General features: G+C 66.8%; 21 protein-coding genes. 13 read left to right on the forward strand and 8 right to left on the reverse strand.

The genetic code is table 11. From position 1 onward, the window contains the following. The first annotated feature begins 291 nt into the window (after nucleotides 1-291). The 3 genes from LJ725_RS09740 to LJ725_RS09750 all read left to right on the forward strand — a co-directional run bounded on the left by LJ725_RS09740 (nucleotide 292) and on the right by LJ725_RS09750 (nucleotide 3,918). Complete coding sequence (locus tag LJ725_RS09740) at nucleotides 292-2,091, forward strand: ribonucleoside-diphosphate reductase subunit alpha (RefSeq protein ID WP_230550585.1); 1,800 nt, start codon at nucleotides 292-294, stop codon at nucleotides 2,089-2,091. Between the two features lie 105 nt (nucleotides 2,092-2,196). Next, nucleotides 2,197-3,159: a ribonucleotide-diphosphate reductase subunit beta gene (locus tag LJ725_RS09745; protein ID WP_230550461.1), complete on the forward strand. Its 963-nt coding sequence runs from the start codon at nucleotides 2,197-2,199 to the stop codon at nucleotides 3,157-3,159. Nucleotides 3,160-3,330: 171 nt separating this feature from the next. Then, on the forward strand, nucleotides 3,331-3,918 hold the full coding sequence (locus LJ725_RS09750; RefSeq protein ID WP_230550462.1) for a hypothetical protein: 588 nt from the start codon (nucleotides 3,331-3,333) through the stop codon (nucleotides 3,916-3,918). 48 nt (nucleotides 3,919-3,966) lie between these two features. Here LJ725_RS09750 and LJ725_RS09755 read toward each other — a convergent pair whose 3' ends face one another. Continuing rightward, nucleotides 3,967-4,698, reverse strand: a complete 732-nt coding sequence (locus LJ725_RS09755) for a pyridoxamine 5'-phosphate oxidase family protein (protein WP_230550463.1) — start codon at nucleotides 4,696-4,698, stop codon at nucleotides 3,967-3,969. Between the two features lie 106 nt (nucleotides 4,699-4,804). Here LJ725_RS09755 and pdxR point away from each other — a divergent pair, with 106 nt between their 5' ends. After that, nucleotides 4,805-6,346 (forward strand): MocR-like pyridoxine biosynthesis transcription factor PdxR, encoded by a 1,542-nt coding sequence (pdxR, locus tag LJ725_RS09760; protein ID WP_230550464.1) that lies wholly within the window; start codon nucleotides 4,805-4,807, stop codon nucleotides 6,344-6,346. Between the two features lie 6 nt (nucleotides 6,347-6,352). Here pdxR and LJ725_RS09765 read toward each other — a convergent pair whose 3' ends face one another. The 7 genes from LJ725_RS09765 to LJ725_RS09795 all read right to left on the reverse strand — a co-directional run bounded on the left by LJ725_RS09765 (nucleotide 6,353) and on the right by LJ725_RS09795 (nucleotide 14,276). Then, a complete protein-coding gene (locus tag LJ725_RS09765; RefSeq protein WP_230550465.1) occupies nucleotides 6,353-7,435 on the reverse strand; it encodes an ABC transporter ATP-binding protein in 1,083 nt (360 codons plus the stop codon). Then, nucleotides 7,432-8,418: an ABC transporter ATP-binding protein gene (locus tag LJ725_RS09770; protein ID WP_230550466.1), complete on the reverse strand. Its 987-nt coding sequence runs from the start codon at nucleotides 8,416-8,418 to the stop codon at nucleotides 7,432-7,434. Before LJ725_RS09770 ends, LJ725_RS09765 begins: the two co-directional genes overlap by 4 nt. Next, on the reverse strand, nucleotides 8,418-9,989 hold the full coding sequence (locus tag LJ725_RS09775; RefSeq protein ID WP_230550467.1) for an ABC transporter substrate-binding protein: 1,572 nt from the start codon (nucleotides 9,987-9,989) through the stop codon (nucleotides 8,418-8,420). Before LJ725_RS09775 ends, LJ725_RS09770 begins: the two co-directional genes overlap by 1 nt. 25 nt (nucleotides 9,990-10,014) lie before the next feature. Then, nucleotides 10,015-11,544: an ABC transporter substrate-binding protein gene (locus LJ725_RS09780; protein WP_230550468.1), complete on the reverse strand. Its 1,530-nt coding sequence runs from the start codon at nucleotides 11,542-11,544 to the stop codon at nucleotides 10,015-10,017. A 29-nt stretch (nucleotides 11,545-11,573) separates the two neighbouring features. Then, nucleotides 11,574-12,461, reverse strand: coding sequence for an ABC transporter permease (locus LJ725_RS09785; protein WP_230550469.1), 888 nt, complete (start codon nucleotides 12,459-12,461; stop codon nucleotides 11,574-11,576). After that, nucleotides 12,458-13,396, reverse strand: coding sequence for an ABC transporter permease (locus LJ725_RS09790; protein ID WP_230550470.1), 939 nt, complete (start codon nucleotides 13,394-13,396; stop codon nucleotides 12,458-12,460). The genes LJ725_RS09785 and LJ725_RS09790 overlap by 4 nt, the downstream gene beginning before the upstream one ends. 145 nt (nucleotides 13,397-13,541) lie before the next feature. Then, nucleotides 13,542-14,276, reverse strand: coding sequence for an SDR family oxidoreductase (locus tag LJ725_RS09795; RefSeq protein ID WP_230550471.1), 735 nt, complete (start codon nucleotides 14,274-14,276; stop codon nucleotides 13,542-13,544). A 25-nt stretch (nucleotides 14,277-14,301) separates the two neighbouring features. Between LJ725_RS09795 and ubiE the strand changes: the two genes are divergently transcribed. The 9 genes from ubiE to LJ725_RS09840 are packed head-to-tail and all read left to right on the forward strand — an operon-like array spanning nucleotide 14,302 to nucleotide 21,463. Continuing rightward, nucleotides 14,302-15,099, forward strand: coding sequence for a bifunctional demethylmenaquinone methyltransferase/2-methoxy-6-polyprenyl-1,4-benzoquinol methylase UbiE (gene ubiE / locus LJ725_RS09800; protein ID WP_230550472.1), 798 nt, complete (start codon nucleotides 14,302-14,304; stop codon nucleotides 15,097-15,099). Next, nucleotides 15,100-16,623 carry a 2-polyprenylphenol 6-hydroxylase gene (ubiB, locus tag LJ725_RS09805; RefSeq protein ID WP_230550473.1) on the forward strand — a complete coding sequence of 508 codons (1,524 nt, stop codon included), beginning with the start codon at nucleotides 15,100-15,102 and terminating at the stop codon, nucleotides 16,621-16,623. A gap of 3 nt (nucleotides 16,624-16,626) precedes the next feature. Then, on the forward strand, nucleotides 16,627-17,367 hold the full coding sequence (locus LJ725_RS09810) for a sulfite exporter TauE/SafE family protein (protein WP_230550474.1): 741 nt from the start codon (nucleotides 16,627-16,629) through the stop codon (nucleotides 17,365-17,367). A 13-nt stretch (nucleotides 17,368-17,380) separates the two neighbouring features. Continuing rightward, a complete protein-coding gene (coaBC, locus tag LJ725_RS09815; protein ID WP_230550475.1) occupies nucleotides 17,381-18,607 on the forward strand; it encodes a bifunctional phosphopantothenoylcysteine decarboxylase/phosphopantothenate--cysteine ligase CoaBC in 1,227 nt (408 codons plus the stop codon). Nucleotides 18,608-18,643: 36 nt separating this feature from the next. Beyond that, nucleotides 18,644-19,126 (forward strand): dUTP diphosphatase, encoded by a 483-nt coding sequence (gene dut, locus LJ725_RS09820; protein ID WP_230550476.1) that lies wholly within the window; start codon nucleotides 18,644-18,646, stop codon nucleotides 19,124-19,126. Nucleotides 19,127-19,142: 16 nt separating this feature from the next. Next, nucleotides 19,143-19,604, forward strand: coding sequence for an RrF2 family transcriptional regulator (locus LJ725_RS09825; protein WP_230550477.1), 462 nt, complete (start codon nucleotides 19,143-19,145; stop codon nucleotides 19,602-19,604). Nucleotides 19,605-19,640: 36 nt separating this feature from the next. Next, complete coding sequence (locus tag LJ725_RS09830) at nucleotides 19,641-20,075, forward strand: carboxymuconolactone decarboxylase family protein (RefSeq protein WP_230550478.1); 435 nt, start codon at nucleotides 19,641-19,643, stop codon at nucleotides 20,073-20,075. A gap of 3 nt (nucleotides 20,076-20,078) precedes the next feature. Next, a complete protein-coding gene (locus LJ725_RS09835) occupies nucleotides 20,079-20,552 on the forward strand; it encodes a GNAT family N-acetyltransferase (protein ID WP_230550479.1) in 474 nt (157 codons plus the stop codon). Then, nucleotides 20,549-21,463, forward strand: coding sequence for an NAD(P)-dependent oxidoreductase (locus LJ725_RS09840; protein WP_230550480.1), 915 nt, complete (start codon nucleotides 20,549-20,551; stop codon nucleotides 21,461-21,463). The genes LJ725_RS09835 and LJ725_RS09840 overlap by 4 nt, the downstream gene beginning before the upstream one ends. The last annotated feature ends 166 nt before the right edge of the window (nucleotides 21,464-21,629 follow it).

Genomic DNA, 21,629 nt, shown 5'->3' on the forward strand with positions numbered 1-21,629 from the left:
CCCAAAAGAAACAGAATTTCAAACCGATTTTTCACAAGTTTTTTCAATGCGTTAACCGGTCATTCTTGAGATTCACAAACGGGGAATAAATTTCGCAATGACAGGGTCCGCGCCGTGCGTACTATCTATGGATAGTGGGGAGCGACGAACTCCTCCCAATATCTAGGTGTCTTCCACAGAGTGTTCTATCCACAACTGTGGACAAAAAGAAAAAGGGGACCGCAAGTGTTTGATGTTGTTCAAGTTCGAAGCGGTGCGCGGGTTGTTACCGATTCCTCCCGGGACGCCCGCCTGACGGCCTTCGGCAAGGCCACCTTGACCGACCGGTATCTTCTGCCGGGCGAGGGCTACCAGGACATGTTCGCGCGAGTCGCCTCGGCCTACGCCGACGATGACGCCCATGCCCAGCGCCTCTACGACTACATCAGCAATCTCTGGTTCATGCCGGCCACGCCCGTGCTGAGCAACGGCGGAACCAGCCGCGGCCTTCCGATCTCGTGCTTCCTCAATGAGGCGAACGACAGCCTCGAGGGCATCGTCGGGCTGTGGAACGAGAATGTCTGGCTGGCATCGCGCGGCGGCGGAATCGGCTCCTACTGGGGCAACCTCCGTTCGATCGGCGAGAAGGTCGGCATGAACGGCAAGACCTCGGGCGTGGTGCCGTTCATCCGCGTGATGGACTCGCTCACGCTCGCGATCAGCCAGGGCTCGCTGCGCCGCGGCTCGGCCGCCGTCTACCTGCCGGTGAACCATCCCGAGATCGAGGAATTCATCGAGATCCGTCGTCCGACCGGCGGCGATCCCAACCGCAAGGCACTGAACCTGCACCACGGCCTGCTGATCTCCGACGCCTTCATGCGCGCGGTGGAGAACGACGAGGAATGGGCGCTGGTCAGCCCGAAGGACGGCGCCGTGCAGCGCACCGTCTCGGCGCGCCATCTGTGGATCCGCATCCTGACGGCGCGCGTCGAGACCGGCGAGCCGTACCTGGTGTTCGTCGACCACGTGAACAACGCCCGGCCCGAGCACCACAAGCTGGCCGGCCTCGAAGTCAAGACCTCGAACCTGTGCAGCGAGATCACGCTGCCGACCGGCATCGACCATCACGGCAAGCAGCGCACCGCCGTCTGCTGTCTGTCGTCGCTCAACCTCGAGACCTATCTCGAGTGGCACGAGCATCCGCACTTCATCGAGGATGTGATGCGCTTCCTCGACAACGTGCTGCAGGGCTTCATCGATACCGCCGGCTCCGACTTCGCGCGCGCGACCTATGCCGCGATGCGCGAGCGTTCGGTCGGCCTCGGCGTCATGGGCTTCCATTCCTTCCTCCAGGCCAACGGCATCCCGCTGGAATCGGTGATGGCGAAGGTGTGGAACAAGAAGATGTTCAAGCACGTCCGTGCCCAGTGCGACGAGGCGTCCCTGACGCTCGGCAAGGAGCGCGGCGCGTGCCCTGATGCCGCCGACTTCGGCTTCCAGGACCGCTTCTCCAACAAGCTCGCGATCGCGCCGACCGCGTCGATCTCGATCATCTGCGGCGGCGCCTCGCCGGGCATCGAGCCGTCGGCGGCCAACGTCTACAACCACAAGACCCTCTCGGGCTCCTTCGTGGTGCGCAACCCGTACCTCGAGAAGGTGCTCGCCCAGAAGGGCAAGAACGACGAGGACACCTGGACGGCGATCATGACCGACCAGGGCTCGGTGCGGAATCTCGACTGCCTCGACGATCACGAGAAGGCGGTGTTCAAGACCGCGTTCGAGATCGACCAGCGCTGGCTGATCGAGCATGCGGCCGACCGCACGCCCTACATCTGCCAGAGCCAGTCGTTGAACATCTTCCTGCCGGCCGACGTGCACAAGCGCGACCTGCACCAGATCCACATGATGGCGTGGAAGCGCGGCGTGAAGAGCCTCTACTACTGCCGCTCGCTTTCCATCCAGCGCGCCGAGAGCGTCGCGGGCGAAGCCCTCGCCGCGCCGCTCGGCGACCATGCCCTTACGGCGCCCAAGACCGATGCTCCCTCTCCTCTGTTCACCGGAACGCCGCCGGCACAGAGCAACGACTACGAAGAATGCCTTAGCTGCCAGTAACCAGCGTCATCCCCTGTCGCGTTCCCGGCGTTCGGGACCGCGGCAGGGGTTTTTAATTTTCAGCGATCCCATTTTCATACGCCCGACCGAATTGGACGCCGCGCCATGTCACTCCTCGACGCCAAACCGATCTACAAGCCGTTCCACTATCCCTGGGCCTACGACGCCTGGCTGACGCAGCAGCGCATCCACTGGCTGCCCGAGGAAGTGCCGCTGGCCGACGACGTGAAGGACTGGCGCAACAAGCTCACCGACAGCGAGCGCCATCTGCTGACGCAGATCTTCCGCTTCTTCACCCAGGCCGACGTCGAGGTGAACAACTGCTACATGCGGCACTACAGCCGCGTCTTCAAACCGACCGAAGTGCAGATGATGCTGGCCGCCTTCTCGGCCATGGAGACGGTGCATGTCGCCGCCTACAGCCACCTGCTCGACACGATCGGCATGCCCGAGACCGAGTACTCCGTCTTCCTCACCGTCAAGGAGATGAAGGACAAGTACGACTACATGCAGGGCTTCAACGTGGATTCGAAGGCCGACATCGCCAAGACGCTGGCGGTGTTCGGCGCCTTCACCGAGGGCCTGCAGCTGTTCGCCAGCTTCGCGATGCTGATGAACTTCCCGCGCTTCAACAAGATGAAGGGCATGGGCCAGATCGTGACCTGGTCGGTGCGCGACGAGACGCTGCACTGCAATTCGATGGTGAAGCTGTTCCGCACCTTCATCCAGGAAAACCCCGAAATCTGGACCGAGGAGCTGCAGCGCGAGATCTACGTCGCCTGCTCGACCATCGTCGACCACGAGGACGCCTTCATCGACCTCGCCTTCGAACTGGGCGGCATCGAGGGCATGACCGCCGTGGATGTGAAGCGTTACATCCGCTACATCGCCGACCGCCGCCTGACCCAGCTCAGCCTCCAGCCCATCTATCGCGCGGACGCCAAGAACCCGCTGCCGTGGATGGACCAGATGCTGAACGCCATCGAGCACACCAACTTCTTCGAGAACCGCTCGACCGAATACTCCAAGGCCTCCACGCGCGGCACTTGGGAAGAGGCGTTCAGCTGAGCCATCGCTCCGCAGTCGCCATTCGGCGGTTGCCTGTCCGCTGGATCGATGGGCGTGCCCGCGCTCTGGTGCAACCGCCTCTCAAGACGTTTCTCGCATGAGCCGTTGAAGCGTTCCCTCGACGGCGCTCCGGTCAACGACTAGGTTGGCCAGAGCGGAGGGAATATTCGGATGATTCGACAACTGGGGCTGGTATTCACGGTCTTGGCGCTGACGTTTGTGGGAGCCTGCGCCAGTCCTCCTGAATCGCCCTACATGGTTCCCCCTCTCGCAGGGACCGACACCACGCGAGGACCGGCTCCCGCCTATCGTGACGCGATAACCGTCGGATCGGTGACGGGTGGCAAGGACACCACGATCCTGCATATGCCGTACACCAGCAATGCCGACCTTCGGGCCGCTCTGGTGCAGACGCTGATACGTGCCAATCTGGGGCGCGCCGAGAACGGCCGCTTCCGTCTCGACGTCGTCCTTCAGAGGCTGGACCAGCCGTTCATCGCTTTCGACACCACCGTTACCGCAACGATCGCCTACAAGCTGACGGACGTCGCCACCGGTGCCGTCGTCTTCGACAAGGTGCTGACGACCCCCGCCACGGCGAAACTCATCGAGATGGGCGTCGGGTCCGAGCGTCTGAGACTGGCCAATGTAAGGGCGGTGAGTGCCAATTTGCAGCGACTGGTCGATGACCTTTATGAGCTTCCTGACAAAAACTTGAGCACTTCCCTGCCGCTCTCGCAGGACCTTGTGAGTCGCTGAGTCGAGGCCTCGGGGCATCTTGCGGGAAGTGCCCCGAGGCCTTGCTCTTTAGCCGAAGGTGCGCCTGTAGGTCTTGCTCATCACCTCGTCGAGGCGGGCGCCGGGAACGAAGTCTGACATCTCGTCGGGCCGCGTGAGGCCCGGCAGCTGGCGGGCGCAGTCCGACGGTTCGCCGATCACTTGGCGGACTGGATAGAGAGCCGACCAGGCCGGCACGCCTTCGTAGTCCTCCTCCTCGTCGGCGACATGCTTGTCGCGGATCTTGCCCGACGCCATCTCGATCTCCATGCCGATCATGGTCGTCGCCTTGAACTCCTGCTTGTTCGGCTGGCGGATCAGCTTCGAGCGGCCCGGATAGATGCGGTCGATGAAGCGGTCCATCAGCTTCAGCTTCTCCTCCGGATCGTCGATCACATGCGCCTTTCCGAAGGCCATGACGGCCCGGTAGTTCACCGAATGATGGAAGCCCGAGCGCGCCATCACCAGCGCGTCGAGATGCGTGACGGTGAGGCACACGTCGACGCCTTCCTTCTGGCTGCGGATCATGCGGCTGGCCGACGAGCCGTGCCAGTAGAGGTGGCTGCCCTCACGCCAGAAAGAGGTCGGCGTGCAATAGGGACGGCCGTCGATCACGTAGGCGATGTGGCACACCAGCGCCGCGTCCAGGATCGCGTGGACCGTCTCCTTGTCGTAGCGGCCGCGCTCGTGGACGCGCTTCACCTTGTTCACATTGGTGACGGGATAGCTGTCGGGGGATGTGACGGAATCGGGAGGGCTCATGGCTCGGACCTTTGGCGCACCGGGTTGGAGGGTTGCTTGCCGGCCGACCATCGGCGGGATACGGATCAGGTGAAAGAGCCAGTTTGAGGGAAAGAGACTGGACCAGTTGAAGCCCCGCTCGACGCCCCGTACCCGCCGCGCCCCGCCGCTCGGCCTGGCGCTCGATCCTTCCGCGCCCGAACCGCTGCACCGCCAGATCGGCGAGCAGATGCGGCGCGCCATCCTCGAGGGGCGGCTGAAGCCCGGCACGCGGCTACCCTCGTCGCGCCTGATGGCGCAGGACCTCGACTGCGCGCGCGGCACCGTGGTGCTGGCCTTCGACCAGCTGGTGGCCGAGGGCTATGTCGTGGGCCAGGCGGGTTCGGCCATGTCGGTTGCGGCCGATCTGCCGGACGAGATGCTGACCGTGCCGCGCTCGGGCACGCCGCCGCAGGGAAGCACCGTCGGCAGGCCCGCGGTGGCGCGTCGGACTCGGGCGCTTCTAGCGGAGTCGCCATCGCCCGTACCCGCCGGTCCGCCGATTGCCTTTCCCACCGGCCAGCCCGACCGCGAGGCTTTTCCCTTCGCGCTGTGGGCCAAGCTGCTGGAGCGCGAATGGCGGCGGCCGGGCGTCGAGGCGGCCAGCGCCGTCCATCCGTTCGGCCATGCGGGCCTGCGCGAGGCGATCGCGACCTATCTCGGTGTGGCCCGCGGCTTCACCTGCGATCCCGGCTCCGTCGTCGTCACGACGGGCATTCGCCACGGGCTATCGCTGTTCGCCCAGGTCGTTCTCGACGCCGGGGACACGGCCTGGATCGAGGAGCCGGGTTTCGTCGGCGTGCGCGAGGCGCTGGCGGCGTCGGGCGTGCGCGCCGTGCCGGTCGCCATCGACGGGTCGGGCTTCTCGGCGGAGGCTGCACAGGCCCTGGCCCCGGAAGCGCGCCTGGCGGTCGTGGCGGCTGCCCATCACTTCCCGCTCGGCACAGTGCTCGGCCTGCAGCGGCGCCTGGAACTCCTGAGCTGGGCGGAGCGCCGCAAGGGCTGGATCGCCGAGGATGATTTCGACGGCGAGTATCGCTACAGCGGCCGCCCGCTGCCGCCGCTGCGCTCACTCGATCGCGCGGGCCGCGTCGCCTACTTCAGCAGCTTCTCCAAGCTGCTCTTCCCGGCGCTGCGTCTCAGCTTCCTCGTGCTGCCGGCCTCGCTGGTCGAGGCCACCGAACGGATCATCGACCGCGTCTCGGTCCGCGCACCCCTGCTGGGACAGGGCGCGCTGGCGCGATTCATCGCCGACGGCCATCTCGCCACGCATCTGCGCCGCACGCGACAACTCTATGCCGGCCGGCGCGAGGCGTTGCTCGAGGCCGCGGCGCGCCACCTCGACGGGCTGATGACGATTGCGCCCGATCCCGGCGGCATGCATGTGATCGCCAGTCCCGTGCCCCGCCTCGTGCCGCGCTTCGACGACGTGGCCGTGACGGCTGCCGCGTCGGCCCGCGATCTGACTGTCCAGCCCCTTTCGGTCTGCTACGCCGGTCGCGCGCGCCAGCACGGGCTGATCCTGGGTTACGCGGGAACGCCCGAGGCTGAGATCGACCGCGCACTCGTGAAGTTGCGCGACGTGGTACTGGGCGCGACCGGGCGGCCGAGGCGCGGCCGGCCGCGCTGATCGCCGTCAGCCGATGCGCGCCGCCTTTGCCGCCTCGAAGGCGGCGAGGCGTTCCGGCAGCTTGCCGAGCGACCCCTCCGTCGAGGCGGCCGGCGGCTTAGGCAGCGTCTCGTAGAAGTGACAGGCGACGCGATGGCCGTTGCCGGCATCGCGCAGTTCGGGCTGCTCCTGCCGGCAGCGCGGCTGGGCGTGGATGCAGCGCGTGTGGAAGCGGCAGCCCGGCGGCGGGGCGAAGGGGCTGGGCACGTCGCCGGCCAGCAGCACGCGCTCCTTGCGCACGCTGGGATCGGGGCGCGGGATCGCCGACAGCAGCGCCTGCGTATAGGGATGCAGCGGCCGGTCGTAGAGGTCGCGCTTGCCGGCGATCTCGACCAGCTGGCCGAGATACATCACCGCGACGCGGTCGCTGATGTGTTTCACCACCGCGAGGTCGTGGGCGATGAAGAGATAGGAGAGGCCGAATCGCTGCTGCAGGTTCTGCAGCAGGTTCACGATCTGCGCCTGGATTGACACGTCGAGCGCCGAGACCGGCTCGTCGCAGACGATCAGGTCGGGATTGACCGCCAGCGCGCGGGCGATGCCGATGCGCTGGCGCTGGCCGCCCGAGAATTGGTGCGGGTAGCGCCGCGCATGTTCAGGCAGCAGGCCCACGACATCGAGCAGCTCCCTGACGCGTGTCGCGCGCTCGGCCTCGGTGTGCAGGTCGTGCACGGCCATCGGTTCGGCCAGAATCTCGCCCACCGTCATGCGCGGGTTCAGCGATGCATAGGGATCCTGGAAGATGATCTGCATGTGGCGTCGCAGGCGGCGCAGCGCGTTCTTGTCGAGCGTGGCGATCTCCTCGCCCTTGAAGCGCACCGAGCCCGCGGTCGGATCCATAAGGCGCAGCACCAGGCGGCCGGTCGTCGACTTGCCGCAGCCCGATTCGCCCACAAGCGCCAGGGTCTCGCCGCGCGCGATCTCGAAACTCACGCCCTCGACGGCGCGCACCATGCCGATCACCTTGCGGCGGATCAGGCCGCGGCTCACCGGGAAATGCTTCACCAGCCCGTCGACCTGCAGGACGGGCGTCGTCTCGGCGATGTTCATGCCGCCCTCGCCAGTTCGACGGGCGCCTTCCAGCAGGCCACGCGATGCTCCGGTCCAAGGTCGCGCAGCGGCGGCGGCTCGGCGTGGCAGCGCGTGTCGGCGAACGGGCAGCGCGGCGCAAAGCGGCAGCCCTTGGGCTGGTTGTTGGGGCTCGGCACCGAACCCTCGATGGTCGACAGCCGTTCGCGATCGACCTCGATGCGCGGAATCGAGCCCAGCAGGCCGATCGTGTAGGGGTGCTGCGGATCGGCGAACAGGGCATCGACCGGCGCACTCTCGACGATCTTGCCGGCGTACATGACCACGACCTCGTCGGCGATCTCGGCGATGACGCCGAGATCGTGGGTGATGATCAGCATCGCCATGCCGAGCCGTCGTTGCAGGTCCTGCAGCAGGTCGAGGATCTGCGCCTGGATGGTGACGTCGAGCGCCGTCGTCGGCTCGTCGGCGATCAGCAGCGCCGGCTCGCAGGACAGCGCCATCGCGATCATGACCCTCTGGCGCATGCCGCCGGAGAGCAGGTGTGGATAGTCGTCGACCCGCTGCTTCGCCGAGGGAATCCGCACCAGTTCGAGCATCTCGATGGCGCGCGCCTTGGCGGCCTGCGGCGACAGCTGCGTGTGCGCCAGGATCGCCTCGACGATCTGCTGGCCGATCGTGTGGACCGGATTGAGCGAAGTCATCGGTTCCTGGAAGATCATCGACATCTTGCCGCCGCGCAGGCGCCGGCGTTCGTCGGCGGAGAGGCCGAGGATGTTGCGCCCCTCGAACAGGATCGCATCGGCCTCGACCTGGCCTGGTGGGCTCGCCACCAGGCCCATCACGGAGAGCGAGGTCACGCTCTTGCCGCAGCCGGACTCGCCGACCAGTCCGACGGTGCGGCCGCGCCCGACGGAGAAGTCGATGCCGTCGACCGCGCGGAAGAGGCCGCGGTCGGTATGGAAGTGGGTGCGGAGACCGCGGACCTCGAGGAGCTTTTCCATCAGAAGGAGTAGTCCAGACCCTTGTAGAAGGTGTTCTGGTAGAGCATGTGCGGCCGCACGCCCTTCAGCTTCTTCAGGCTGGTCGTGTACATCGCGATGTTCATGACCGGCATCCAGAGATGCTCCTCGGTGACGCGTTGCTGGGCCAGCGCGTAATACTTGGCCCGGTCGGCGTCGGAGATCGAGGCGCGGCCCTTCTTCAGGTACTCGTCGGTCTGGGCGTCGTTCCAGTTCATGCGGTTGGGCGCCGGGATGTTCTTGGAATCGAAGTAGAAGTTCAGCAGGTCGCCGGACGAGATGTAGGGGAAGGTCACCGTCCACAACTCGAAGTCCTGCTTGCCCATCTCGGCCGGCGCGATCGTCGAATCGTAGCCGACGATCTTCCAGTCGATGCCGATCTTGCGCATGTAGCCCTGGATCGCCTCCGAAACGCGCGGGAAGTAGGCGACCTGGGTGAACAGGACCCGCGGCGCCAGCTTCACGCCGTCCTTCTCGCGGATGCCGTCGGCGCCGACCTTCCAGCCGGCCTCGTCGAGCAGCTTCTTCGCCCGCTCGACATCCTCCTTGATGATGCCCTTGGTCGACTCGGCGAAGTCGAGCGCCTTGGGGTCGATGAAGGTGTAGGCGGGCTCGGCGTTGCCCAGCATGATGCCCTTGGCGATCTCGGCGCGGTTGATGGCGATGTTCATCGCCTCGCGGACGCGCTTGTCGGCCACCATCGGGCGCGTGGTCTTGTAGCCGTAGTACATCAGCTGGAAGTTCGGCTTGGCTTCCTGGACGTTCAGATTGGGCGAAGCCTTGACCTGCTGGATGAACTGCAGCGGGATCTGGTGCGTGACGTCGAACTGTCCGCCCATCATCGCCGCCACCCGGCTGGAATCCTCCGGTACGATCTTGATGCTGAGCTTCTCGAACTTCACCGGCCCCTTGTTGGCGTACATCGAGGGGCCCCATTTGTAGGCGTCGTGCCGCTTCAGCACGATCTCGGTGCGCGGCTGCCAGCTCTCGAAGCACCAGGGGCCGGTGCCGTCGATCGCCTTGGTGCCGTAGTCCTTGCCCAGCGCCTCGACGCTTTCCTTGTTGTGGATCGCGGTCGTGAACATGGTGAGCTGCAGCAGCAGGTCGGCGAACGGCTCGTTCAGCTCGTACTCGACCGTGTAGGGGTCGGGCGCGCGCAGCTCCTTGATGTTGCCGGCGCGCCAGGCGAGCGGCGCCTTGAGTTCGGGGCTGGTGAGACGCTTGAAGGAGTAGATCACGTCATCGGCGGTGAACTTCTTGCCGCTGCAGAAGGTGACGTCGTCACGCAGCTTGAAGGTGTAGAGCTTGCCGTCGGGGCTGATCGTCCAGGACTTGGCCAGGTAGGGGATCGGCGTCTTGCCGTCCCAGTCCATCGCCACCAGCGTGTCCTGGAACATGTTCACGATGTCGGAGGTCGGCGACCAGGTCGTGCGCTGCCCGTCGTAGTGCGGCGCATCGAGAGACTTCATCATCCGCAGGGTCTGCGCCTCCGCGCCCTGGGAAATGCCGACCACGCCAAGTAACGCTGCCACGCCCTTCAAGAAGTTACGCATCGTTCCCTCGCTCTCTTGTCGTTGTTCAGTAGGTCGCGTCGAGACCCTTGTAGAAGGTGTTCTGGTAGATCATGTGCGGGCGGGCGCCCTTCAGCTTCTTGTTGGTCACCTGGTGCATGTTGATGTTCAGCACCGGGATCCAAAGGTGCTCGCGCGTCACCTTCTGCTGCACCATCGCGTAGTACTTGGCGCGGTCGGCCTCGGTCAGCGCCGAGCGCCCGAGGCGCAGCCACTCGTCGGTTTCGGGATCGTTCCAGTTCATCCGGTTCGGTGTCGGGATGTTCTTGGAATTGAAGTAGATGTTCATCAGGTCGCCGGCCGACAGATAGGGCACGGTGACGGACCAGATCTCGTAATCCTGCTCGGCCATCTTGGCTGCCGCGATGGTCGAGTCCCAGGGCTGGAGCTGCCACTGCACGCCGATGCGGCGCAGATATCCCTGGATGGCTTCCGCGATCCGGGGCGTGTTGCCGGCCTGGGTGAAGTAGACCTTGGGCTGCAGCTTCACGCCGTCCTTCTCGCGGACGCCGTCGGCGCCGGGCTTCCAGCCCGCTTCGTCCAGCAGCTTCTTCGCCCGCTCGAGATCCTCCTTCACGATGTCCCGGGTCTTCGGGTCGAAGTCCAGCGCATCGGGGTCGACGTTGGTGAAGGCCGGGTCGGCGTTGCCGAGCAGGATGGCCTTGGCGAGTTCGGCCCGGTTGATGGCGATGCTCATGGCCTCGCGCACGCGCCTGTCAGCCACCATCGGGCGCGTGGTCTTGAAGCCGAAGTACAGGAGCTGGAAGTTGGGCTTCGCTTCCTGGACCTGCAGCATCGGCGCCGCCTTGGCCTGGGCGATGAACTGGGACGGAAACTGGTGGGTGATGTCGAACTGGCCGGCCATCATGGCGGCGACACGGCTCGAATCCTCCGGCACGATCTTGATCACCAGCCTCTCGAACTTCACCGGCCCCTTGTTGGCGTACATCGAGGGACCCCATCTGTAGGCGTCGTGCCGCTTCAGCACGATCTGGGTGCGGGGCTGCCAGCTCTCGAAGCACCAGGGGCCGGTGCCGTCGGCGCCCTTGATGCCGTAGTCCTTGCCCAGCGCCTCGACGCTCTCCTTGTTATGGATGACATTCGTGAACATGGTGAGTTGCAGCAGTAGCTCGGAGAACGGTTCCTCCAGTTCGTACTCGACCGTGTAGGGATCGGGGGCACGCAGCTCTTTGATGTCTCCGGCACGCCAGGCGAAGGGCCCCTTGATCTCCGGGCTCTTGAGCCGCTTGAAGGAATAGACGACGTCCTCGGCGGTGAACTTCTTGCCGCTGCAGAAAGTGACGTCGTCACGCAGCTTGAAGGTGTAGAGCTTGCCGTCGGGGCTCACCGTCCACGACTTTGCCAGGTAGGGGATGGACGTCTTGCCATCCCAGTCCAGCGCCACCAGCGTGTCCTGGAACATGTTGACGATGTCGGAGGTCGGTCCCCAGGTCGTGCGTTGCGCATCGTAGTGCGGCGCATCGATCGACTTCATCATGTTGAGGGTCTGCGCCGTCGCCGGATATGCGATACTCAACGCGAACGCTGCACTCAGAGCTTGTCTGATCATGTCTGCAGCCTCGGATCGAGGACGTCGCGGAGTGCGTCGCCCAGAAGGTTGGCCGCCAGCACGATGACGAAGATCGCGAAGCTCGGGATCGTCGCGATGTGCGGCGCCATGAACAGGAAGTCGCGGCCCTGGGCCGCCATCATGCCGAGCTCGGCGGTCGGCGGCTGGGCGCCCATGCCGAGGAAGCCCAGCGCCGAGCCGATCAGGATGATCTGGCCGAACCGCAGCGTCAGGAACACGAAGATGGTGGAGATGCAGTTGAGCGTGAGATAGCGCCAGATCAGCGTGCGGTCGGAGACACCGACGGCGCGGCCGGCCTCCATGAATTCCTGGCTCATGATGCCGATCGCTGCACCGCGCGCGACGCGCGCCACGTCCGGCACCGTCGCCACCACCAGCGCGATCACCACCGCCGTGAGGCCGGCCCCGAAGATCGCCGCGACCGCGAGGCCGATCAGAATCGCCGGGAAGGCCAGCATCACGTCGACCAGGCGCATGATCCAGCCGTCGAGGCGGCGGTGATAGGCCGCCATGATGCCGAGGAATCCGCCCAGGAACCCGCCGACGATGACGCCGATCAATCCCAGCATCAGCGTATTGCGCGCGCCGTAGATGACCCGGCTCAGTATGTCGCGGCCGGTATTGTCGGTGCCGAACCAGTGCTCCGCGCTGGGTGGCTGCATCACCTTGGTGAGATCGGTGAGATAGGGATCGTAAGGCGCGACCAGCGGCGCGAAGAGGGCGGCGAAGCCGATCGTGGCGAGCAGCAGGGCGGCCACTACGGCCACCTTGTCGCGCATCAGCCGGCGCAGGACGCCGGAGCGGGCGAACAGGCCGTTCTCTTCGCTGCGGGCGGGGGCGGCGTTGAGGGTTTCGACGCTCATGACCGCTGCATCCTCGGATCGAGATAGACGTAGAGAACGTCGACGATCAGGTTGATCGACAGGAAGGCGATGGCGAGGATCATGATCGCGCCCTGGGCCGTCGGGAAATCGCTCGACACGATGGCGCCGACCGCCAGTCGGCCGACCCCCGGCCATGAGAACATCGTCTCCGTCACCACGGCGCCGCCCAGCAGGAACGCGGCCTGCAACCCGATCAGCGTCACCACCGGGATCATCGCGTTGCGCAGCGCGTGGTGCACGATCACCACCGTCTCGCGCAGGCCCTTGGCGCGCGCGGTGCGGACATAGTCGGCGCCCAGCACCTCCAGCACGGCGGTGCGCGTCAGGCGCGCGATCGGGCCGATCAGCACGCTGCCCAGCGTGAGCGCCGGCAGGATGAGGCTCGGCAGGCCGCCGTCCCAGATCGGGCCGGTGCGGCCGGTGAAGGGCAGCAGGCCCCACTGGAAGCCCATGTACTGGATCAGCACGAGGCCGATGAAGAAGACCGGCATCGACACGCCGGCGACCGAGATCGCCATGATCGCGCGGTCGAGAAGGGTGCCGCGCCGCACGGCGGCCAGCGTGCCCAGGGTCAGGCCGAAGGGGATGGCGATCAGCATGCCGCCCAGCATCAGCTCGACGGTCGGGCCGATGGTGAGCGCCAGCTCCTCGCTCACCATCTTGTTGGAGATGATCGAGCGGCCGAGATCGCCGCGCAGGACGCGGCCGATATACTCGGCGAACTGGATCGGGATGGAGCGATCGAGGCCGAGTTCCTGGCGGATCGCCGCGATGGTCTCGGCCTTGGCGTCAGGGCCGGCGATGATCATCGCCGGATCGGCAGGCACCACCTGCAGGAGGCAGAAGCACAGGAAGAGAACCCCGAGCAACGCGGGGAACGAGACCAGCAGGCGGTGGACGATCTGTCTTCCCATGCGCCGTCCTCGGACCGATTTTCGGCCAAGGGGAAGCGCGCCGGTTTCCCAGCGTGTCTCGACGTTTCTCCCTGGCAGCCGCTGCTTCGGTCAGACCTGCGCGGCGTTCGTTATGCAGGAATACTGCATGCGAATTTTGCCGATGTCACGCCCAGCCTCCGGCGTGGGGAAGAACATGCCCCGTGATGAAGCCGGCGCCGTCGGAACAGAGGAAGCAGACCGTGGCGCCCAGCTCCTCCGACTTGCCGAGACGGCCGAGCGGAATCTGCGCCGTCATCTTGGCCATCGCCTCGCGATTGGCGAGCAGGGCCGGCGGGAAGTAGTCGGGGTTCTCGACATAGTTCGAGCCGACCGCGTTCACCGTGATGCCGTCGCGTCCCAGCTCCTTGGCGAGCGAGGAGACGAGGCCGTTGCCCGCCGCGCGCGCGGAGACGTAGGGCGCATAATTGGCGATGCCGCGCAGCGGGGCGGCCGAGGAGACGAACACGATGCGGCCCGACTTGCGCTTGCGCATCGACGGGGCGACGAGCTGAGTCATGCGGAAGGGCGCCACGGCCATGATCTCGAGGGCGTCGCGGAAATCCTCGATCCGTGCCTCGCCGAGCGGCGCCCGCAGGGCGGGATAGGCGTCGTTGTTGACCAGTGCGTCGATATGGCCGTGCCGTTTCAGGGCCAGCTCGACCATCGTCGCCGGCTCGACGGCGGACAGGGCATGGGCGCCGGGGAACTGCGATTCGTACTTGTGCCGCGCGCTCGGGGTCTCGAACGAGGGATCGTGCGCCAGAACCGTCGCGCCCTGGGCGAGCGCCACCCGTGTGGTGCCGTGGCCTGCGAATTTCTCGACGTTGGTGATCAGGATCACCCGGTCTTTCAGCAGCATGTCTATTCCTCTAGGTTGCGGCCCCATGGACCGAGCCTCCCCTGACGATCCTAGCGCAGCCCGTTCCGAGACACAGGCCCCGGACGGTCGTGCGTCCTTCGGCTTTCGCGACGTCCCGGCGGCCGAGAAAGCCGGGATGGTGCGCGAAGTTTTCGCCAGCGTGGCCCCGCGCTACGACCTGATGAACGACCTGATGTCGGGCGGTGTGCACCGGCTCTGGAAGAACGCCATGGTCGACGTGGTGAACCCGCGGCCGGGCGAGAAGCTGCTCGACGTGGCCGGCGGCACCGGCGACATCGCCTTCCGCCTGCTGCGCCGCCAGGGCGAGCGGCCCGACGTCACCATCTGCGACATCAATCCCGCCATGCTCGAAGTCGGGCGCGACCGCGCCGTCGACCGCGGGCTGCTGCGGGGACTCACCTGGGCCACCGGTGACGCGGAGCGGTTGCCGTTTCCCGACCGCTCGTTCGACGCCTACACGATCGCCTTCGGCCTGCGGAACGTTACCGACATCGACCAGGCGCTGCGCGATGCCTACCGTGTGCTGAAGCCGGGCGGTCGCTTCTTCTGCCTCGAATTCAGCAAGGTCACCTCGGCGCCGGTCGGCCGGGTCTACGACGCCTATTCGGAACGGGCGCTGCCGTTCTTTGGCCGCGTGATCGCCCGGGATGCCGATTCCTATCGCTATCTGCACGAGAGCATTCGCCGCTTTCCGCCGCAGCGCGAACTGGCCGCGCGCATGCGGGCCGCCGGCTTCGAAAACGTGTCGTGGCGCGACATGTCGCTCGGCGTGGTGGCCCTGCATCAGGGCTGGCGAATCTAGATGTTCCGCGCCCTTCGAAACGGTTGGCGCCTGCTGCGCATGGCGGTGAGCTTCGCGCGCCACGACGCGCTGTTTCCGCTCGAGACGCTGGGCATTGCGCCGGCCCTGATCGCCTGGGCCCGTCTGTTCGCGCCGCGCGGCGACACCCGGCGTCCGGGCGAACGGCTGGCGGCGGCGCTGCAGGACATGGGGCCGTCCTTCATCAAGCTCGGCCAGGCGCTGTCCACTCGTGCCGATCTGTTGAGCGAGGAGGTCGCCGCCGATCTGGCGCGCCTGCAGGACCATATTCCGGCGTTTCCCGGCGCCGAGGCGCGACGGATCATCGAAAGCGAGCTGGGCCAGCCGCTTGCCGCCGTGTTCTCCAGCTTCGACGACGTGCCTGTCGCGGCCGCCTCGATCGCCCAGGTCCACTTCGCGGTCACGACCGACGGTCGCGACGTCGCGGTGAAGGTGCTGCGCCCCGGCATCGAGAAGGCGTTCGAGCAGGATCTCGATCTCTTCTACTGGGTGGCCGAGCTGGTCGAGCGGACCCAGCCGCGCTTCCGCCGCCTGAAGCCGGTCGAATCGGTGCGGGCCTTTGCCGACGTGGTGCGGGTCGAGATGGACCTGCGCATGGAGGCCGCGGCCGCCGAGGAACTGGGCGACAATTTCGCCGACGATCCGAACTACCGTGCGCCGAAGATCGACTGGGACCGTACCGCCGAGCGCGTGATGACGCAGGAGCGGGTCGACGGCATCCCGATCGGCGACCGGGAGGCGATCATCGCCGCCGGCCACGATCCGCACGAGATCATGCGGAAGGCCGCCGAGGCCTTCTTCTATCAGGTGTTCCGCGACGGCTTCTTCCACGCCGACATGCACGGCGGCAATGCCTTCGTCGATCGCCAGGGCACCATCGTGCCGGTCGATTTCGGCATCATGGGCCGGGTCGACCAGGACACGCGCGGTTACCTCGCCGAGCTGCTGGTCGCCTTCCTGCGGCGCGACTATCACGCCGTCGCCGAGGTCCAGTTCCGCGCCGGGTACGTCCCGCCCGACCAGTCGCTCGAAATCTTCGCCCAGGCCTGCCGGTCGATCGGCGAGCCGATCTTCGGCAAGCCCAGCCACCAGATCTCGATCGCCCGCCTGCTGGCGCAGATGCTGCGGGTCACCGAACAGTTCCAGATGGCGGCGCAGCCGCAGCTGCTGCTGCTCCAGAAGACCATGCTGATGGCCGAGGGCATGGGCACCAAGCTCAATCCCAACGTCAACATCTGGGAGCTGGCGCGGCCCCTGATCGAGGACTGGATGGTGACGCATTTCGGGCCGCGCGCCACGGTCGGCCGCGCCGCCGAGGATCTGGCGAAGGGCCTGCGCCGCCTGCCGCGCCTGATCGACAGCCTCCACCTGGTGGCCGAGCACGAGCGGCGCAAGGCGGAGCGGGACGTCGAGCTGCCGCCGCCATCCAGCCGTTTCCGTCCGCGCTTCGCCGAACTGGTGGCCGTCCTGGCCCTGGTGGCCGCCATCGCGGCGTGGTGGCGCTGATCCGTGCCGACCGACCAGATCGTCATCGGCCTCGCGATCTTCCTGCTCGCCGGCACCGTGAAGGGCCTGGTGGGGCTGGGCCTGCCGGCCATCTCGATCGCGCTTATGTCGCTGTTCCTGCCGCTGTCGGAGGCGATCGCCCTGATCGCCCTGCCGACCATCGTCACCAACGTCTGGCAGGCCGCGGTGGGTGGCCATTTCTGGCACATCGTGCGGCGCCAGTGGCCGCTGATGCTGCCGCTTACGATCGTGCTCTATCTGACGGTCTGGCTGGTCGGCCAGAAGGGGCCCAACTGGGCCTTCATCGTGCTGGGCACGGTTCTGATCATCTACAGCGCGCTCGGGCTCCTGCGCATCCGGCTCACCATCCATGCCGACCTGGAGAAGCCGCTGGCGCCGGTCATCGGCGTCGTGTCCGGGTTCGTCGCGGGGCTGGTCGGCGTGCCCGTCGTCCCGCTGATGCCCTATCTCCAGGGCCTCGACATCAAGCCGCTCGAACTGGTGCAGACGCTGGGCGTCGTCCTGTGCGCCACGTCGCTGACCCTGACCGCCTCGCTTCTGTCCTTCGGTGTGCTCGACGGGCCGCGGGCCATCGTTTCGGGCGCCGCCGTCCTGCCGGCCATCGGCGGGATGTGGCTGGGCCAGCGCATCCGCTCGCGCCTGTCGGTCGACCAGTTCCGCCTGGCCGTATTCTGGGCGCTGCTGGCGACCGGCCTCTATACTGTCGCCACCCGCCTCTTGTGATAGGCTGATCGCCATGTTGCACGGCAAGCGCATCCTGCTGATCGTCGCGGGCGGAATCGCGGCCTTCAAGTCGGCCGAACTGATCCGGCTGTTGCGCGGACGCGGCGCCTCGGTGCGGTGCGTCCTCACGGAGGCGGGCGCGAAGTTCGTGACGCCGCTCACCCTGCAGGCGCTGTCCGAAGACCGCGTCTACGGCGACATGTTCTCGCTGACCGACGAGAGCGAGATGGGTCACATCCAGCTTTCGCGCGACGCCGACCTGTTGGTCGTGGCGCCGGCGACCGCCGATCTGCTGGCGCGCATGGCGGGTGGGCTCGCGAACGATCTGGCGGCCACCGTTCTGCTCGCGACCGACAAGCCGGTCCTCGCTGCGCCCGCCATGAACGTGCGCATGTGGACCCATGCCGCTACCGTGGCCAACGTCGAGACTCTGAAGAAGCGCGGCATCACATTCGTCGGCCCGAACGACGGCGCCATGGCCTGCAACGAGCATGGGCCCGGCCGCATGTCGGAGCCGGCCGAGATTGTCGCGGCCATCGAGGCCGTCCTGGTGCGCGACCGGCCCCTTGCCGGCAGGCGCGCGCTGGTGACGTCGGGGCCGACGCGCGAGGCGCTCGACCCGGTACGCTTCATCTCCAATCATTCCTCGGGCAAGCAGGGCCACGCGATCGCCGCGGCGCTGGCCGCGCTGGGCGCCGACGTGACGCTGGTGAGCGGGCCGGTCGCCGTGCCCGATCCACAGGGCGTGAAGGTCATGAAGATCGAATCGGCCGACCAGATGCTGGCGGCGTGTCTGGATGCCGGCGCGCTCGACATCGCCGTGTGCGCCGCGGCCGTAGCCGACTGGAAGGCGGCCCGGCCGGCCGCCGGCAAGATCAAGAAGAAGGCCGGTGCCCCGCCGCCGGCCCTCGAGCTGGCGCCCAATCCCGACATCCTGGCGACGCTTTCCAAGGCTGGTCCAAAGCGGCCGGCGCTTGTCGTGGGCTTCGCCGCCGAGACCGAGAACGTGGTGGCCAATGCGATCGAGAAGCGCGGCCGCAAGGGCTGCGACTGGATCGTCGCCAACGACGTGTCGCCGGCCACCGGCACCTTCGGCGGCGAGCGCAACACCGTTCACCTGATCACCGCCGCCGGCACCGAGGACTGGCCTCCACTCGGAAAGGGCGACGTCGCGATGCGGCTGGCCGGCCGGATCGCCGGTCATCTGGCGGAAGCGGTCCGGAAGCAGGCGGCGGAATAAGTGGGCCTGCGCGGCCGGGCATTTGACGGGGGAACGATGAAGGGCGTCGAGAGCATCGAGATCGAGGTGGTGCGGCTGCCGCACGGGCATGACCTGCAGCTTCCCGACTATGCGACGGCTTCGGCCGCCGGCGCCGATCTGCTGGCCGCCATCGACAAGGACATCGAACTCGGGCCGCTCGAGCGGAAGATCGTGCCGACGGGTATTTCGATCGCCCTCCCGGTCGGCTTCGAGGCCCAGGTCCGCCCGCGTTCCGGGCTGGCGGCCAAGCACGGCGTGACGGTCGCCAACGCCCCCGGCACCATCGACGCGGACTATCGCGGCGAGGTCGGGGTGATCCTGATCAATCTGGGCAAGGAGCCGTTCCGCATCGAACGCGGCATGCGAATTGCACAGATGGTCGTGGCACGCCATGCCCGTGCCGTCTGGCGAGAGGTCCCGGCCCTCGACGAGACGGCCCGCGGTGCCGGCGGCTTCGGGTCGACAGGGGTTGTGACCGGCTCGAGCAAGAGAGCCTGAGAGGGACGAGAACGGGATGCCTCGCCTCAGCAAGAAAACGATGTTCGCGATCGAGGCGGTTCTCGACGTGGCCTTCCACGTCGGCGAGCACCCGGTGCGCAGCGGTGACATCACCGAGCGTCAGCGCATTCCCAAGCGCTACCTCGAGCAGGTGCTTCAGCATCTGGTGCGGGCCGGCATCCTGGCCGGCAAGCGCGGTCCCCGGGGCGGCTATCGGCTGGGGCGGGAGAGGTCGACCATCACCCTCGGCGAGGTCGTGCGGGTGGTCCGCAATCTCGAGGTCGAGACCGAGCCCAGCGATCCCTCGATCGGCTCGCCGCTCGCCCACGAGGTCGTGTGGCCGCTGTGGGAGAAGCTGCGCGAGGAAATGATGGCGCAGCTCGACCGCGTGACGATCGAGGATCTCTGCCAGCAGGCCCGCTCGAAGGGCCTCAACGTTTCGGCGACGGCACAGCACGCAGGCCACGCGACGATCTGATATACAGCTCCCCGGTTTCATCCGGAGGAGCAAGACATGGCCAAGAAGACCGCTGTCGCGAAGGCGAAGAAAGCCAAGCCCGCGCCGCGCAACAAGAAGCTCTACGACGAGGGCATGAAGATGCGCAAAGCCGTGCTGGGCGCGGCCTACGTCGACAATTCGCTGGCCGGCGCCGCCAACGACGAATTCATGATGGCCTTCCAGGACATCACCACCGAGTACTGCTGGGGCTATGCCTGGACGCGTCCGGGCCTGTCGAAGAAGAGCCGCTCGATGCTGAACCTCGCCATGCTGGCAGCGCTCAATCGCGGCCCCGAGCTGAAACTGCACATCAACGGCGCGCTGAACAACGGCCTCACCAAGGACGAGATCAAGGAGATCTTCCTGCAGGTCGCGATCTATTGCGGCATCCCCGCCAGCCTCGACGCCTTCAAGACCGCGCGCGACGTCTTCAAGGACCGCGGCATCTGAACGATGGCCGGCGTTCGGCCGGCGCGAGCTGGTGAGGCTGCCAGCCTCACCGCGCTCTGCCTGCGGTCGAAGGCGCACTGGGGCTACGACGCCGGGTTCATGCGCCTGTGCGTGCCCTCGCTCACGGTGAAGGAAGAGAGCATTGCCGAGGGCCGCGTGCTGGTGGCGATCGATGCGGACGGCCGCACGATCGGCACCGTCAGTGTCGGCCGCGACGGCGACGATGCCGAGCTGGCGCTGATGTTCGTCGATCCGGCGGCGATCGGCGGCGGGACCGGCCGGACGCTGTTCGAGGCCGCCGTCACGCTTGCGCGAGGACTGGGCTACCGGCGCATGACCATCCTCGCCGACGTGAACGCCGCGCCGTTCTACGAGCGCATGGGCGCCCGCTTCCTGCGAAACGAGCCGTCGGATGCGATTCCCGGCCGCGTGCTGCCGTTCTATGAATACGATCTCACTGCAGGGGTTGAACCATGACGACGACGCTCGTGCCTCCCGCCACCATCGCTTTCATCGGTCTCGGCATGATGGGCCGCCCGATGGCGAAACGCCTGGTCGAGGCGGGCTTCACCTTGCGCGTGTTCGACGTCTCGCAGAAGGCGGTCTCCGATTTCGTCGGCGCCCATCCCTCGGCTCTGGCCACCGCCTCGGCGAAGGCCGCGGCCCAGGGCGCCGCGGCCCTGATCACCATGCTGCCCGACGGCAAGATCGTGAGACAGGCCGTTCTGGAGGGACAGGACCCGGCGATCGAAGGGCTGGATGCGGGCGCGGTCGTCATGGACATGAGCTCGTCGAATCCGGTCGACACGCAGAAGCTCGCCCGCGACCTGGCGGCGCGCGGCGTGGCGCTGCTCGATGCGCCGGTGTCGGGCGGCGTCAGGCGCGCGGTCGATGGCTCGCTCAGCATCATGGTGGGCGGCGCGGCCGCCGACCTCGAACGCGCGCGTCCCGTGTTCGGCGCCATGGGCAAGACCATCACGCTGTGCGGCCCGGCCGGCGCGGGCCACGCGCTGAAGGCGCTCAACAACTACCTCTCCGCGGCCGGTCTCGTCGCGATGTGCGAGGCCCTTGTGGTCGGCGAGGCGTTCGGCCTCGATCCCGGCACGATGGTCGATGTGTTCAACACCTCGACCGGCAAGAGCAATGCCACCGAGGTCAAGGGTCGTCAGTTCGTCGTGCCGCGCAACTTCTCGGCGGGCTTCACGACGGCGTTGATGGCCAAGGACCTGCGCACCGCGGGCGACGTGGCCAGGCATCTCAAGCTCAGGATGCCGCACCTCGAGCAGGCCGTGGCCTACTGGACCGCAGCCGACGGCAAGCTCGGCAAGGGCGCCGACCATACCGAGATCTTTCGCTACGCCGAGATGCTGGCCGAGCAGGGCGACTGAGCCTGCCGGCCCTTTGACAGGGCGCGGCCCGACCCCTATAGAATTGCCGCTCGGGACCCTTGGCGTCGTCTCCCCGGCGGCAACTCGATAGGGCCCATCCAGTACGACACAGCGCTGTATTCCAAGGCTCGGCCGCTCCGGTCGCGGCAAGCGCGTGCGTCATTTC

This window comes from Reyranella aquatilis (assembly GCF_020880995.1).
Classification (GTDB): domain Bacteria; phylum Pseudomonadota; class Alphaproteobacteria; order Reyranellales; family Reyranellaceae; genus Reyranella; species Reyranella aquatilis.